Annotated in this window: 13 protein-coding genes; 2 read left to right on the top strand and 11 right to left on the bottom strand. The window is 53.1% G+C overall.

What is annotated here, in order from left to right:
- Positions 1-81: 81 nt before the first annotated feature.
- A complete protein-coding gene (locus IAE30_RS30315) occupies positions 82-216 on the bottom strand; it encodes a hypothetical protein (RefSeq protein WP_255530348.1) in 135 nt (44 codons plus the stop codon).
- A gap of 239 nt (positions 217-455) precedes the next feature.
- Here IAE30_RS30315 and IAE30_RS27240 point away from each other — a divergent pair, with 239 nt between their 5' ends.
- Positions 456-1760, top strand: a complete 1305-nt coding sequence (locus IAE30_RS27240) for an MFS family transporter (protein WP_200681354.1) — start codon at positions 456-458, stop codon at positions 1758-1760.
- Here IAE30_RS27240 and IAE30_RS27245 read toward each other — a convergent pair whose 3' ends face one another.
- The 6 genes from IAE30_RS27245 to trxC all read right to left on the bottom strand — a co-directional run bounded on the left by IAE30_RS27245 (position 1761) and on the right by trxC (position 8303).
- A complete protein-coding gene (locus IAE30_RS27245) occupies positions 1761-2081 on the bottom strand; it encodes a YfiM family lipoprotein (RefSeq protein WP_200681355.1) in 321 nt (106 codons plus the stop codon).
- A gap of 3 nt (positions 2082-2084) precedes the next feature.
- The gene (gene pssA / locus IAE30_RS27250; RefSeq protein WP_200681356.1) at positions 2085-3440 is read right to left on the bottom strand and encodes a CDP-diacylglycerol--serine O-phosphatidyltransferase; all 1356 of its coding nucleotides are present in this window, start codon (positions 3438-3440) and stop codon (positions 2085-2087) included.
- 122 nt (positions 3441-3562) lie between these two features.
- Positions 3563-6214, bottom strand: a complete 2652-nt coding sequence (locus tag IAE30_RS27255) for a bifunctional acetate--CoA ligase family protein/GNAT family N-acetyltransferase (protein ID WP_200538137.1) — start codon at positions 6212-6214, stop codon at positions 3563-3565.
- A gap of 43 nt (positions 6215-6257) precedes the next feature.
- A complete protein-coding gene (locus tag IAE30_RS27260; protein ID WP_200681357.1) occupies positions 6258-7028 on the bottom strand; it encodes a YaeF family permuted papain-like enzyme in 771 nt (256 codons plus the stop codon).
- Positions 7029-7113: 85 nt separating this feature from the next.
- Complete coding sequence (locus IAE30_RS27265; protein ID WP_200681358.1) at positions 7114-7806, bottom strand: tRNA-uridine aminocarboxypropyltransferase; 693 nt, start codon at positions 7804-7806, stop codon at positions 7114-7116.
- A 77-nt stretch (positions 7807-7883) separates the two neighbouring features.
- Positions 7884-8303, bottom strand: coding sequence for a thioredoxin TrxC (trxC, locus tag IAE30_RS27270; RefSeq protein ID WP_045815840.1), 420 nt, complete (start codon positions 8301-8303; stop codon positions 7884-7886).
- Between the two features lie 156 nt (positions 8304-8459).
- Here trxC and IAE30_RS27275 point away from each other — a divergent pair, with 156 nt between their 5' ends.
- Positions 8460-9578, top strand: coding sequence for a tRNA/rRNA methyltransferase (locus tag IAE30_RS27275; protein ID WP_200681359.1), 1119 nt, complete (start codon positions 8460-8462; stop codon positions 9576-9578).
- Between the two features lie 39 nt (positions 9579-9617).
- Here the strand turns inward: IAE30_RS27275 and emrB are convergent, their stop codons facing one another.
- The 4 genes from emrB to proX form a co-directional block, all read right to left on the bottom strand.
- Positions 9618-11156: a multidrug efflux MFS transporter permease subunit EmrB gene (gene emrB / locus IAE30_RS27280; protein WP_156149368.1), complete on the bottom strand. Its 1539-nt coding sequence runs from the start codon at positions 11154-11156 to the stop codon at positions 9618-9620.
- A gap of 14 nt (positions 11157-11170) precedes the next feature.
- Positions 11171-12343: a multidrug efflux MFS transporter periplasmic adaptor subunit EmrA gene (emrA, locus tag IAE30_RS27285; RefSeq protein ID WP_045833728.1), complete on the bottom strand. Its 1173-nt coding sequence runs from the start codon at positions 12341-12343 to the stop codon at positions 11171-11173.
- 149 nt (positions 12344-12492) lie between these two features.
- A complete protein-coding gene (gene mprA / locus IAE30_RS27290) occupies positions 12493-13023 on the bottom strand; it encodes a transcriptional repressor MprA (RefSeq protein ID WP_034825472.1) in 531 nt (176 codons plus the stop codon).
- A gap of 655 nt (positions 13024-13678) precedes the next feature.
- Positions 13679-14674 (bottom strand): glycine betaine/L-proline ABC transporter substrate-binding protein ProX, encoded by a 996-nt coding sequence (gene proX / locus IAE30_RS27295; protein WP_038645275.1) that lies wholly within the window; start codon positions 14672-14674, stop codon positions 13679-13681.
- Positions 14675-14678 lie beyond the last annotated feature (4 nt).

Genomic DNA, 14678 nt, shown 5'->3' on the forward strand with positions numbered 1-14678 from the left:
TTTTCTTACGTCTGTAGCCAGGAGATTTTACGTCTGAAATTCAGCCAGTCCTGCAAACACCTCCCCGCTTAGGGGCCTTTTTCAGCCAGTTTTCGATAAAACCAGCAACCTTAACCGGCTGATTATTTCGATAAAATCAGCAACCTTAACCGGCTGATTAATATCAGGAAGAGGCCGGTCGATCGTTGATTTCTCATTGCTGGCCAGCGCAATCACATATTCATCCAGTAAATCAGCTAATTCACCTTTGACACCACGCCGCCACAGCGCGATTTTGGCTACAGACTCACCTTCAAAGCCTTCAACCAGTACTGAAACATCGCCCTGATTTCACCCCAAAATCCCTCACTAATCACAAATTAGCACCTTCAACGTCATCCAATTCCCGAAACCGCCCAACACGTGCTTTACTGAATCCTTTGGCATTAATTTATCGCAAGGAAATGAGGTAAGACATGACCGACTCACTACAACAAAAAGTGGCACCATCTGAATCAACGATAAACAGCAAACAGCGCATCTGGGCGATTGTGGGCGCATCATCAGGCAATCTGGTCGAATGGTTCGACTTTTACGTTTACTCCTTTTTCTCACTCTATTTCGCGCATGTATTCTTCCCCGCAGGTGATACCACCACGCAGTTACTGCAAACCGCAGGCGTATTCGCCGCTGGATTTTTGATGCGTCCGATTGGTGGCTGGTTATTTGGCTATATAGCCGATCGCCATGGACGTAAAAACTCAATGCTGATTTCTGTCTGCATGATGTGTTTAGGATCCCTGGTGATCGCTTGCCTGCCAGGATACGGCGAAATTGGCGTGGCGGCACCAGTGATCCTGCTGCTGGCGCGTATGTTTCAAGGGTTGTCAGTGGGCGGAGAGTATGGCACCAGCGCCACTTATATGAGTGAAGTCGCTTTAGAAGGCCGCAAAGGTTTTTATGCTTCATTCCAGTACATGACACTGATTGGCGGCCAGCTGTTAGCCGTGCTCACCGTAGTGGTGCTGCAACAGATCCTCAGCGACGAAGAGTTGCGCAACTGGGGCTGGCGCATCCCCTTCTTCCTCGGTGCCGTGCTGGCCGTTGTCGCACTGTGGCTGCGTCGCTCACTGAATGAAACCTCTGAGAAAAAGAATCGTGAACATAAAGATGCGGGCAGCGTTATGGGTTTGCTGCGCAATCACTCACGCGCGTTTCTGATGGTATTGGGCTTTACTGCCGGCGGTTCACTGAGCTTCTATACCTTCACCACCTATATGCAAAAGTATCTGGTCAATACGGCGGGGATGGATGCACGCAGCGCCAGTGGATTGATGACAGCCGCATTATTCGTCTTCATGCTGATTCAGCCGATCGTCGGGGCGCTGTCAGATAAGATCGGTCGTCGATCTTCGATGATGATCTTTGGTGCGGGGGCAGCGATCTGTACCGTACCGATCCTGATGATGCTGCAAAATGTGCAGAGCAGTTGGGCTGCATTTGCGTTGATTATGCTGGCGCTAATTATCACCAGTTTCTATACCGCTATCAGCGGCATCCTGAAAGCGGAGATGTTCCCACCAGAAGTGCGCGCGCTAGGCGTAGGCTTATCTTATGCGGTGGCTAATGCGATCTTTGGTGGTTCGGCCGAATATGTCGCTTTACTGCTGAAGAAAGAGGGGATTGAAACCAGTTTCTTCTGGTATGTGTCGGCGATGGGGGCATTGGCCTTCGTTATTTCCCTGATGCTCCATCGCAAAGGGAAGGGCATTACACTGTGATTATTGGCTTAAACTCCACAAGGCAACGCCAGTGGCCGCTCCCGCCACGTCATAGCTGAGATCTTTCCAACTCCAGCCGCTCCCCGAAGAGCGGCTGTCATATAACTCTTTTCCTACGCCAAAACTCAGCGAGAACAAAAAGCCAAAACGTAAATTTTGTCCACGGCTTTGATGCTGGTGTTGGGAGATTTCGCTGCCGGCAGCGGCTAGCACGGCAGAAGAGAAGAAGTGTTCGGCTTTGTCCATACCGGTCCAGTTATCTTGTGCCACATGCGCACATCCACTACAAAGTAAAACTACGCAGAGGATGAGCGCACGCATCGGCTAGAGTAAGCGACTGATAAGACGGTCAATACGGATACGGCGTAGACGACGGATTAACTTACGTACTTTCGCCGGATAGTCAGAAATACTCTCTAATTCGCGGAAGTGCTGAACCGTCGTGGTATGTTCACGAATCAGCGTCAGCTCTTTCTCGCGCTGCTCTGCCAGCTCATTCTTAGGATCGTGGATCAGCACCGCATTTTCCAAATCCAGTCGCCAGGCGCGCGGATTGAGGTTATTGCCGGTAATCATCATCCACTCGTCATCCACCCAAATACCTTTCAGGTGATAACTGTTTTCGCCGTCTTTCCACAGACGCACGGTCAACTGGCCGTTATTGACGTAATACTGCAAACGGCTCAGAAAGCGTCGCAGGTTGATCTCATATAGATAGGGCAGTGCGCCGATGATTTTAAACGGCTGCTCAGGCGGGATGTAGAAATCATTGGCGGTTTTATCGCCCACGATGATCTCCACCTCTTTACCCTGACGCAGCAGATGGATCAGATTACGCACCAGGATCGCAGGCAGGTTGAAGTAAGGCGTGCACAGCGTAAGTTTACGCTCGGCGCACGGCATCAAATGGAAGATGGTTTTATTGAGCAGACTGCGTTTGCCAAGGCCCACCAGCGGCGTGACCGCCAGTGACTCATTGTCAGCATTCCCCGCGAACTGGTAATGAAAACTGCGCAAATCCTGACGGAACTGGCGTGTTTCGTTCTTAATTTCAGGGCTGGATGGACGCTCAGTCTGGTCAAGGCGATTAACCGCATCGGACTGCTTGAGATTTTCGCAAATCCACGCGTACATGGTGTCCGCCAATTGTGGATTACGGATTAACTGATAGCGATCATAGCGATATTTATCATGCTGATGCAGATAAACATCATTCAGGCTGGCGCCGCTGTACAGCAAGGTGTCATCAATTATGAAGCCTTTCAGATGCAGTACGCCAAGTGCTTCACGCGTGTTAACGGGAATGCCATACACTGGAATAGCGATATCGGGATGCTGTGCTGCCATCTCGCAGTACCAGTCCGCGTTGGTCAGTCCACGAGCGGCGCCAATTCGGCCACGCTGCGCGCGATGCCAATCCACCAGAATACTGATATCCAGCTCCGGACGTGCCTGACGCGCAGCATAGAGCGCCTGCATGATGCCACGCCCGCCGTCGTCGTTCTCGAGATAGAGTGCGGCGATGCAGATGCGTTTTTCAGCCGCAGCGATTTTCGTCAGCAGGGTCTCACGGAACTCGGCAGGCGAGTAAAGCGTGGTCACATCCGACACGGATTGTGACAGTTTAGGCAGCTGTGCGAGGTGTTGTTGGTGTTTATTGCGTTTAAATTTAGACAACATCACAGTGCACTTCTTCTCTGTTCATTGCATGGCCTTTTGCCATCAAATCATGATCCTAACGGTAAATAATAACACCAACCGGCCTGATAAGGAGGATTTTTACCTTTCTGTACAGGACATCATCACGCCTCACCGAGCGGTAAATTCAGGCTGACAATGCCATCATCCAATTGAATATTCACACGAAAATTCAGTTTTCGTGCCAGCGTAATCATGCCGGTGTTGTGTGGCATGGTGATACCGTTCAATTGTTGCAGACCATGATCGCGCGTATAGCGGATCATCTTTTCCAGCAATCGTCTGCCCATCCCGAGTCCTTTCAGATCGGAGCGCACCAGCACCGAAAACTCCGCATCAATGTTATCGGCATCCGAGATCGCACGCGTCACACCAATAATCTCATCATTCCCGTCGCGCTGTCGTACTGCAACAATGGCCATCTCTCGGTCATAGTCGATTTGGGTCATGTTGGCGAGATCCTCATGCGTGAACTCATTGATCTCACTGAAATAACGATAATAGAGATCTTCCTTCGTTACCTGAGCGATAAATGCGCGCAGTTGCGGTTCATCTTCCGGCAGGATCGGGCGGAACAGGCAATGCTGTCCATCTTTCAACTGCACCTGCTCTTCAAGGTGGTGTGGATAAGGGCGAATCGCCAGGCGTGCTTCGTTATCACCGGTAAATGGCGCGAGCTGCAGTGTGACATCCAGCAAGGTGAATTCATTCGCGGAGGCCAGCAGCGGATGGATATCCAGCCGCTGGATCTCCGGGCAATCCACCACCAGGTTAGAAACCTGCACCAGAAGCTGGCTCAATCCCGCAATATCCAGTGGACGCAACGCACTGCGACTGCGCACTTTGCCGCTCTTCATCGCCTGAATCACCAGGTAACGCGCTAGCGTCATATTCAACGGGGGTAATGCCACTGCAGCCTGCTTATCCGGTTGCCACTCCACTCCGCCTTCACCCAGCATGATAATCGGACCAAACAACGGATCTTGTTCCACCACCACGCGTAATTCTTGTGCGCCGGCACGGTTTGCCATGCTTTGCACCAGTAAGCCATCGATACGCGCTTGTGGATGTGTATTGCGCACACGATCAAAAATCGCCTCAGCGGCCTGCTCAACTTCCGCAGCGCTGCGCAGATAAAGCATTACCCCCTGAACTTCAGACTTGTGTGGGATATCCGGTGAACGCAGCTTGAGTGCCACGGGGTAGCCAATCTGGTCGGCAATGCTGGCCGCTTCGCGACTGTCACTCGCAATCCAGGTCGGCAGCGTTGCTAATCCATAGGCTTGTAGCACCGGCTGGACTTCGTGGGTATCCAGAGTGTTAATACCCTGATCCAGCGCTTGTTGAATCAACTGGTGCGCCTGCGCGCTGTTTTGCGTCAGGCCGACCGGCAAGGCGGGTGTTTCACGCAGTTGTTTTTGGTTACGGCGATACTCTACCTGATGCATAAATGCGGTTACGGTACCTTCCGGTGTGCGCCAGGTGGGGATTCCGGCCTGAGTGAAAGCACGACGAGCGGCTTGTGACGAGTATTCGCCACACCAGTTAGTGAGCAGTGTTACCTGCTTGCCGCGCGGATGTTTTGCCACGGCCGCGATAATTTGTTCGGCCGTTTCGCTGGCGGGAGACACGGCGCTCGGGGCATGGATAATCATTAATGCATCGAGTTCATGGCTATCCAGTAGTTGTTCTATGCAGGCAACATAGCGCGCTGGTGTGGCATCGTCCTTGAGATCCAGCGGATTACCGCGCCCAACGCCTTCCGGTAACAACGTGGCCAGGGCTTGTAAGGTCTCATTACTCAGCGTAGCCAGCTTTCCATTACGCGCGTACAGCTCATCCAGTGCTAAGGCTGCGGGGGCTGCGCCGTTGCTGATGATCATCAAACGATCACCGCGCAAGGGGCGCATATGGCTCAACGATTCCACCGCTGAAAACAGTTCATGCGTATCCTGTACGCGCAGCAAACCGGCACGCTGAATCGCGGCATCCCATGCGGCATCCAGCCCGCTAAGTGTGCCAATCATCGCTTGTGCCTGATGGCTGCGACCGCTTTTGATCACCAGAATCGGTTTATTGCGTGAGGCGCTACGAGAGGCCGAAACAAAACGGCGCGCATCACTGAGATGCTCTAAATAGAGCAAAATAGCGCTGGTTTTGCCGTCACGCGCCAGGAAATCCAGCAAATCATCAACATCAATATCCAGACTGTCGCCCAAAGCGATAAACCAGGAGAAGCCGAGATTGCGCTGCTGAGCCCAATCAAGAATGGTGTTGGAGACCGCCGCGGATTGAGAAATAAAGGCAATGCGTCCTTTTGCGATCGGCACCGGCGAGAAGCTGGCGTTCAATCCTTGCCAGGGGGCCAGCAATCCCAGACTGTTCGGGCCGAGCAGGCGAATTTGCCACTGGCTGGCACAGGCTTTCAATTCTTCCAACTGACTGGCGGGTGCGGAGAGAATGATGCAGGCTTTGCAGCCTTTTTCACCCAACTGCTGCAGCAGTTCCAGATTGCGTTTGGCATGAGTACAGATAATGGCGAGATCGGGCGCGAACGGCAGGCTGGCAATATCCGGCCAGGCCAGCACACCGCTCACGGCTTTATACTTCGGCGTGACCGGCAGTACCGGACCGCTAAATCCGCCTGCCAGCAAATTACGCATCATAAAGTAGCCGGCGCGCCCCGGTGTAACTGACGCACCAATCACCGCGATTGATTTAGGTCGTAACAGTGCTTCCAGTCCGCGTTGACTCATCATCCGCTCCCGACATCAAGATTGGCATGATTGTAAACGCTTTTTACTCTGCTTGCCGACTCGCCGATCGCAGGCTGAGGATCTCTTTAAGGTTCCAGCGCTTTAAATGGCCGATGTACTGCATATTCTGCTCGCTATGCCATGCTGAGATATCTCCATCACGCAGATGCATGAGATCAGCCGGACTGACCCAGCTCGCTTGTCCCTGAAGTAGCTCGACGCCTGCATGGCGATATCCTGCGATGACGAATTCTGAGCAGAAGAAGCGATTGGCTTGAGGATCGTCAACGTCGGCGAGTTGCACGCGCGCTAATGCAGTGAGACAGGCACTGCGTAGATTTTCATGCATCAGCGGCAGCTCGCAGACGCGGCGCGAAACCATAAACGGCATGAACATCACGATACCTTTGAAATTGTATTTTTTGCCTTGTTGCTGGTGGGCAAATTCGCGCAACAGCGAGCTTTGGTCATGAGTGAGGCTGGGCACGCGTAGCACCAACAAATTATTACTCTCCTCAATAGCCTGTTGCAGCGGAATGATTTTGACACCACTGCCCACGGCTTCCGCCACTTGTCGATCACCCAGATAGATTGCGGCATGGCTGACACCGCTGAAGCTGATCAGGCGAATGCCCCAGGATTGAGGCGAGGTGGCGGAGGAGAGCAGCAAATCACCGGGCTGCAATTCAGCAACGCTAATGATGCCACTTGGGCGTGTGCTAACGGATTGTAACTGCAGTGGGTAAGGGCGGTCAGTTTGCGGGGCCGTGCTGCAGCCCGCTATCAGTAGCACAACAAGCCACCAGACTTTCATAGCGCATCATCCTTATGTTGGGAGCCAACTCCATGGCGATGTGCGACTATAAATCAAACGGACAAGTTAAAAAATCAGGCGATCCCTACAGCACGCTTTCCTGATAATGCACCGGATGATGCGGCTTGCCTGCCAGATAAGCGTGACGGAAATGCTCAAAATGCTGCTGTAACGCGCTTGCTGCCTCAACATCTCCCGCCTGTTCCAGCAGCGCGGCGGCCACTTCAGCGGTACAGTGCTGGCCCTCGCCGTGCGCTTCCCGCAGCGTGTAGCGCGACGGTGTGGAAACGTTGAGTGACATCACCGGGAACGCATCCAGCCAGGGGCTTTTGCGGAACATCTTGCGGGCTTCGGTCCAGGTGCCATCCAGCATAATAAATAGCGGTGGTTTGCCGGTGAGCGGAGGTGTGGTGAGCACTTCCCTGCCTGCATCGGCATACGAGCCCGGAAACACCACCAGTGGCTGATACTCGTCAGTTTTCACTGCGGCGAGCATCGCGTCATCAGGTTCGGTGCGTGACCAGCCAAACGCCAGCGTATCAGGCAGGATATCGGCAATCAGGCGTCCGGTATTACTGGGTTTCATTGGCTCGGTATCGAACATCACCAGACAAAAACGGCTGCGTGCTTGCTGCGGCTGCAGGGAGGCACACAGGCAATTTTTTTGTGGCAGCAGGCAACGCTGGCAGCGCAACACGCGATTGCCACGGGCATGAAACGGGCGCGTAGCGCGTGCTAAACGTTGCGCACGTAAGCGCAGAACGGCATTTTCAGACATAGAATCGCAGGAAGGAAAAAACGCCAGTTTAATAGAAGGCTAACGGCAAGGCCAGCACAGGGGCTGGCCTGAGGTGCTTAAAGTGATTCGTCGAGCCACTCATTAAACGGTGCTTTGGGCATTGCTCCGTTTAACATGTCGACCATCTCACCTTTTTTGAACACCATAATGGTCGGGATACTGCGGATGCGGAAGCGTGAGCTGAGTGTCGGTTCGGCTTCCGTGTTCACTTTCACAAAGCGCACTTTACCGCGGCGTTCGTCAGCGACATCCTTAAAAACAGGCGCGAAGTTCACGCACGGTCCGCACCACGGCGCCCAGAAGTCGATCACCACGGGCAGATCGTCCTGCAAATATTTATCCAGCGTGGCTGCGGTAGCATTCACGACTTCACCATTGAAAAGCTCGTCGCCACAGCGACCACACTTGGCGCCATCGGCAATACGTTCCTCGGGAACGCGGTTAGTTGCCTGACAGGAGGCACATACAGTATTCATCGTCACCTCAAACCGGACCTGTAAATGTTATGATTGCCGAACATTATGAAAAGGTTGAGTGCTATGCTCAATCTGGATTGCCCAATAGGTTCAATAGTTGATAGCTAAGCTCCAGCACATCAGGTAATCTTCGCGCTCTCAATGCAGGAGGAACAAATGAACGACGAATTTAAAGGCAAAAGCGGCAAGGTAAAAGTGATGTATGTACGTGATGAGGATGCAGGCCAAAAACCAAATCCTCGTACCGGCAAAGGCGGCCGTCCTGCTGCGCGCCAGGAAGATAATCGTCGTTCTGGTTTTCGTACTGCACGTAATAATGAAGAAGGTGGCCGCAGCAGTGCAGGTGGTCGCGGAACGCCAGCGCGTGATGCACGCAACAGCGAGCGCGGTCGCAGCTTTGGCCGTCGTGACGATCGTGGCGATGACAACCGCAGCTTCGGTGATTCACCGTGGCGCACCGTTTCACGCCCACCGGTAGCGGACGATAGCCAGATTGATGAGGCCGCGAGCAACAAGCCGGTTATCGACCCCGAGCAGATTCGCCGTCAGCGTCAGGAAGAGACGCGTGTTTACGGTGAAAATGCCTGCCAGGCGCTGTTTGCCAGCCGACCAGAGAGTATCGTGCGTGCCTGGTTTATCCAGAGCGTGACGCCACGCTTCCGCGAAACGCTGCGCTGGTTAGCGGCCAATCGTAAAGCCTACCACGTGGTGGATGATGCCGAGCTGACTAAGGCTTCAGGCACCGAACACCACGGCGGCGTGTGCTTCATCATCAAGAAGCGTATGGGCATGGAAGTCTCTGAGTGGCTGAAAAAAGCGGATACTAAGGATTGCGTGCTGGCCCTGGAAGATGTTAGCAACCCGCACAACCTCGGTGGCATCATGCGTAGCTGCGCGCACTTCGGCGTGAAAGGTTTGCTGGTTAACCATGCTTCTCTGCTGGAGTCTGGCGCCGCTGTGCGCACGGCCGAGGGCGGTGCTGAGCATGTGCAGGCCATCAGTGGTGAAAGTTTTGCCAGCGGTCTGGAAGCTTTCCGCAAAGCGGGTTACACCATTGTGACGACTTCAAGCCATGAAGGCACGCCGCTGGCGAAAGCTGAGCTGCCAGCCAAAATGGTTCTGGTACTGGGCCAGGAGCGTGAAGGTCTGTCCGACAGCGCCTTCCAGCAGGGTGATATCAGCCTGTCGATTGGCGGTACCGGCAACGTCGAGAGTCTTAACGTCTCCGTTGCGACTGGCATTCTGCTTGCCGAATGGTGGCGCCAGAACGCATAAATGAAAACGGGCCGAAAGGCCCGTTTTTGTTTCTACTCTTTAGTGCGCTCCACCGCCGCCACCGCCCGCACCAAATGGCGGACGTGCAAACCACACCAGAACCAGCAAGATCAAAAATACTCCCGCTGATGCCCAGAAGATCTCATTCGCTGAGATAATCAGGCCCTGATTGGTAATTTGCTGTGCAATGTAGGCTGAAGCTTGCTGCTGCGTCATGCCCAAGCTTTGCAGTTGGTCATACATCTGCTGCGAATTCGGATTGAAGGGATTCACCGATTCCGACAGGTAGCTGTGGTGCATCGATTCACGATCCGTCCACATGGTGGTGGTGATCGACGTACCGATTGAACCGGCCAGCGTACGCACAAAGTTCGACAGGCTCGATGCTGCTGCCATACGCTCTGGCGGCAAGCCTGACAGCGTAATGGTGGTCAGTGGCATAAAGAAGCAGGCCACGGCAAAGCCCTGAATAAACTGCGGCCATGCCGACGCACCAAAATCCATCCCCGGCTCAAACGTATACGCGCGCCAGTAGAAACAGACGGCGTACATGATAAAGCTGAAGGTCACCAGCCGCCGCATGTCCAGCTTGTGGGCAAAGCGACCAATGATCGGCGACAGGATGACCGGAATGATGCCGACCGGCGCTGACGCCAAACCTGCCCAGGTGGCGGTGTAGCCGTATACCTCCTGCAGCAACTGGGGCAGCAACACGATCGAGCCGAAGTAAAGCATGTAAGCCAGACTGATCGACAAACAGCCGATGGTGAAGTTGCGCTTTTTAAACAGCGACAAATCGACAATCGGATGGTCGTCCGTTAGCTCCCACACCAACAGCACCGCCAGCGCCACCACGGCGACTACCGTGAGTACAATGATCTCCGTGGAGCCAAACCAGTCGAGTTCTTTACCCCGGTCGAGCATCACCTGCAGCGAACCAATCCCCACCACCAACAGCACCAGGCCGACGATATCAATCGGTCGGATTTCGGTTTTGGTTTCGCGTCCTCGCAGGGTTTGCAGAGTCAGCGCGACGACGACCACACCAATCGGAACGTTGATAAAGAAGATCCAACCCCAGTGGTAGTTATCACTGATCCAGCCGCCTAAAATCGGGCCGCAGATCGGGGCCACGATCACCGTCATCGCCCACAGCGAGAGCGCCACGCTGCGCTTGGCTGGCGGGTAGTTGTTCAGTAGCAAACTTTGCGACAGTGGAATCAACGGACCGGCGACCACACCCTGGATGATACGGAAGAAGATCAGCATCTCCAGACTCTCTGACATGCCGCAGGCCCATGAGGCCAGCACAAACAGAATGGTCGACCAGGTAAATAGCTTCACTTCACCGATACGTTTGGCTAACCAACCGGTAATCGGTATCGAGATGGCGTTTGCCACCCCGAATGAGGTAATTACCCAGGTGCCCTGTGAGTTCGAGGCACCAAGGTTACCGGCGATCGTCGGGATCGCCACGTTAGCAATGGTGGAGTCGAGAACCTGCATAAACGTCGCCAGGGATAAGGCGATGGTCATCAGGACTAACGGCGCACCTTCAAGCGGTTTTTGTGCCATCACAGCCTCCCGCGGAATTAATCGGCGTTAGCACGAACGATATCAGTAATCAGCTTGTTAACCGGCGCGAGGTCGATTGCCAATGCGTTACTTTCATACGCCGCTTGTGGACGCACGCTACTGGCCAGTGTGGCCCCGTCTTTGTTTTGGGTATCCACTTTGACTAAGGTGGAGAGACCAATACGCAGCGGATGTTCAGCCACCTGTTGCGGGTCCAGCTCAATACGCACCGGTAAACGCTGAACCACTTTGATCCAGTTACCTGTCGCATTCTGTGCCGGCAGCAGAGAGAAGGCGCTACCCGTGCCCATATCCAGGCCGACAACTTTACCGTGATACTCCACGTCATCACCGTAAATATCACTGACCACGGTCGCAGGTTGACCGATACGCACACCAGAGAGCTGAGTCTCTTTAAAGTTGGCATCTATCCACAAGTTAGTCGCCGGTACCACCGCCAGCAGTGGGGTGCTGGTGGAGATCTGCGAACCGACCTGGACGCTACGACGCGAAATATAGCCATCAATCGGGCTACGAATTTCGGTACGTTGCAATGCCAGCCATGCATCACGCAGTTCGGCAGCACTTTGTTTAACGGCCGGTTGCTGTTCCAGATTGGTATTCAGGATCATCGCCTGGTTCGCGTTGTACTGCTGCACGGCGACATCAAGTTGCGCTTTCGCCGTGGCCACGGCATCACGTGAGTGTTGCAGTTCTTCACGACCAATCAGGTTTGACGCACCCAGCGGCTCACGACGTTTCAGATCGGCTTCAGCCTGATCCAGAGCGGTCTGTTGCAGCTTGATGGTGGCCTGATACTGCTTGCCGTTGATCATCAATTGATGCGTCTGGCGGACGCTGGTGGCCAGTGCAGTCTGCGCTTTTTCAAACGCCTGCTCCGCATCGGTTTTATCCAGCGACACCAGAATGTCGCCTTTTTTCACGAAGTCAGTGTCATCGAACCAGACTTTATTCACGCTGCCGGAAACCTGTGCCATCACCTGCACCTGGTTACCTGCCACATAGGCGTCATCGGTTTCCTGGAAATGGCGCAGCACCAAATACCAGTAAGCCAGATACGCCACCCCAATCAATACAAACACGATAGCCAGCAGGATCAGCACACCTTTGCGCTTCTTCTTTTTATTCGCTGGCTGTTGCGGGCTTTGCGCTTCCGCGGTCGCACTCATGTTTTTCTCCACGTTTTCCATTTAGCCGGGCTGTGTTGATCCATCAACACGGTTTCCCGAGTCGAAAAAGCCAGCGTATGAGACGCTGGCCGGATAAAAGGGGATTAAAATAGCGATTTCGGAAGGTGATTGTGTCGCACTTCTTGCTATTAGCGCGACAGGGAAGCGATAACCTGATCTTCATCCATTTTATCAAGACGGTTAAGCAGCTTACGCGTAATCGCTTCCAGCTGATCCTGCTCGGATGTTGAGAGCGAAGACCACAGGTACTGCAGGCTCTGATGCTGTGGCGGCAGCAGCTGACGTAAGAATTCGTTACCTTTTTCTGTCAGGTGCAGATGCAGGCAGCGACGGTCATTATCGCTCTCGCGGCGCTCAATCCAGCCACGTTTTTCCAGCTCATCAGCAATACGTGTTGCATTAGTACGTGAGGAACCCAGCGCAGAACTCAGTTCAGAAGGCTGGATGCTCTGGTTTTCTTGCGCATCAAGTGTGATCAGCGCCATGAATAAGGTCTCGTTAATTCCCTGCGCCTTCAACATCTTGTTGCGGTTATCCAGCAGTTTTCCCTGCATATGCATGCACAGACGAGTCAGGATGATTTCCTGCAACGGAAAATCTTTATGGCGGTTAGCACGGATGTTCAGCATCTGTTCAATGGGAGTAAACGAACTTTCCATTTTAAAAAAAACCTCTTAGTTGCAACTGGTATAGTAAGGATGGTGACAGATTAAGCGTAGTCATATTTTCCGCCAGTGATTGTTCGCACGATCACATTGTCAACATCTGGCGTTCCAGGTCGTTCCATAACCTTGGGCAGTTCGCCCTGACAATTTGCCACGCTGGATGGTTAGATTGTCATCAATTCGCATCATGAAATATTTTTAAGAAAAAATAATTTCGAGAGAAAAAATAACTCTGGTGAATAACTGTGCTGCTAACCATAACAAACTCAATCATCAATGAATAGTCTCACTCACGTGATTGGGTGGGTCTTTACGCTTTCTAAACACTTTCGCTGCGGATATTACATCACCAAATCAATGGGTTAATTAACTAAATTGTAACATTTACGGTATCAATACCGTACCAGTTAAAATGATGAATTGCATTCGTTGAGAGGATCTAACCTCAGATAGTGCAGAGATGCGTCTCGGCTTAGCCATATTCACAGCGGAAGAAAAACGAAGATAATCATTTGTGGTTAATAGTAACCCAAAAAATTATTTCAATGGTGTGTTAATTGACAGGACGTACCAGTGCGCTATAACGCACTAAATGTGCGGGGATGGTGGAGAAGAGCGACCAAAAGGCCGCTCTATAAGGGAAAGAGGATTACTTCGCCGCAGCCTGTGCGTCAGAAACCCACTTATCAAACTCGGCCTGATGGCCTTTGATCCAGCCGTCTACGTGGCTGTTAATGTCGGCTTCAGACGCGTGGCCCGCATGCATCGCCGCATTCTCCGCATTGATATCAGCCAGTGGCAGCTTCATTTCCGCAAACAGTTTTGCCGCCGCCGGGTTTTTCTCAGCCCAGGCTTTGTTAGCCACGATATGCATGGTGTTGACCGGGAAGCCATAGTTCATGCCGTTAGGCAGTTTGGTATCCACTTTGCTCTGCGCGCCCGGCATGGATGAGAACGGCACCTGCAGCCACACTACATCTTTGCCCGGTTTTAGCACATCACTTACCCAGTAAGGCGTCCAGGTATAATAAAGAATCGGTTTACCCTGTTTGAAGCGGGTAATGGTGTCGGCAATCATCGCCGAGTAGTTGCCCTGGTTGTGCTCAACGGTGTTGCTCAGTTTGAAGGCATCAATCTGGTGGTTAATCACCGCTTCACAGCCCCAGCCTGGTGTACAGCCGGTGAGGTCGGCTTTGCCATCTCCGTTGGTATCAAACAGCTTGGCGATCTTAGGATCTTTTAGCTGTTCAAGATTGGTGATGTGATACTGATCCGCTGTTTTCTTGTCGATCAAATAGCCTTGTGCCGCGCCGGTCACGTAAGTGCCCTCACGGTAGAATTTCTGATCGCCACCGGCAGCGGCGTACATGTCATCATGCAGTGGTTTCCAGTTGGTGGCGATAAAGGTGGCATCACCCGCCGCGATGGTGGTGTAAGCCACGTTGTAATCCACTTCGCTAGGCTTATCGACGGTGTAGCCCAGTTTTTCCAGCGCACGGCTCACCAGCAGCGTCTGGAAAGTCTCTTCGGAAATATTGCTCTGAGCGGGTTTAACCGTAATGCCTTTACCGGGCAGGTCGGCGGCGGACACGTGGGTTGCGGCAAACGTCGTCAGGACGGCGGCGAATAGAGCTGTCTTGCGCATAGTC

Origin of the sequence: Pantoea sp. S61 (assembly GCF_016625145.1) — a bacterium.
Classification (GTDB): domain Bacteria; phylum Pseudomonadota; class Gammaproteobacteria; order Enterobacterales; family Enterobacteriaceae; genus Pantoea; species Pantoea rwandensis_B.

Bases quoted from the DNA above. Each gene is read 5' to 3' on its own strand.
- proX (WP_038645275.1), bottom strand. From the start codon at position 14,674: ATGCGCAAGACAGCTCTATTCGCCGCCGTCCTGACGACGTTTGCCGCA.
- mprA (WP_034825472.1), bottom strand. From the start codon at position 13,023: ATGGAAAGTTCGTTTACTCCCATTGAACAGATGCTGAACATCCGTGCT.
- IAE30_RS27265 (WP_200681358.1), bottom strand. From the start codon at position 7,806: ATGTCTGAAAATGCCGTTCTGCGCTTACGTGCGCAACGTTTAGCACGC.
- IAE30_RS27260 (WP_200681357.1), bottom strand. From the start codon at position 7,028: ATGAAAGTCTGGTGGCTTGTTGTGCTACTGATAGCGGGCTGCAGCACG.
- IAE30_RS27245 (WP_200681355.1), bottom strand. From the start codon at position 2,081: ATGCGTGCGCTCATCCTCTGCGTAGTTTTACTTTGTAGTGGATGTGCG.
- IAE30_RS27240 (WP_200681354.1), top strand. From the start codon at position 456: ATGACCGACTCACTACAACAAAAAGTGGCACCATCTGAATCAACGATA.
- emrA (WP_045833728.1), bottom strand. From the start codon at position 12,343: ATGAGTGCGACCGCGGAAGCGCAAAGCCCGCAACAGCCAGCGAATAAA.
- trxC (WP_045815840.1), bottom strand. From the start codon at position 8,303: ATGAATACTGTATGTGCCTCCTGTCAGGCAACTAACCGCGTTCCCGAG.
- IAE30_RS27275 (WP_200681359.1), top strand. From the start codon at position 8,460: ATGAACGACGAATTTAAAGGCAAAAGCGGCAAGGTAAAAGTGATGTAT.
- pssA (WP_200681356.1), bottom strand. From the start codon at position 3,440: ATGTTGTCTAAATTTAAACGCAATAAACACCAACAACACCTCGCACAG.
- IAE30_RS27255 (WP_200538137.1), bottom strand. From the start codon at position 6,214: ATGAGTCAACGCGGACTGGAAGCACTGTTACGACCTAAATCAATCGCG.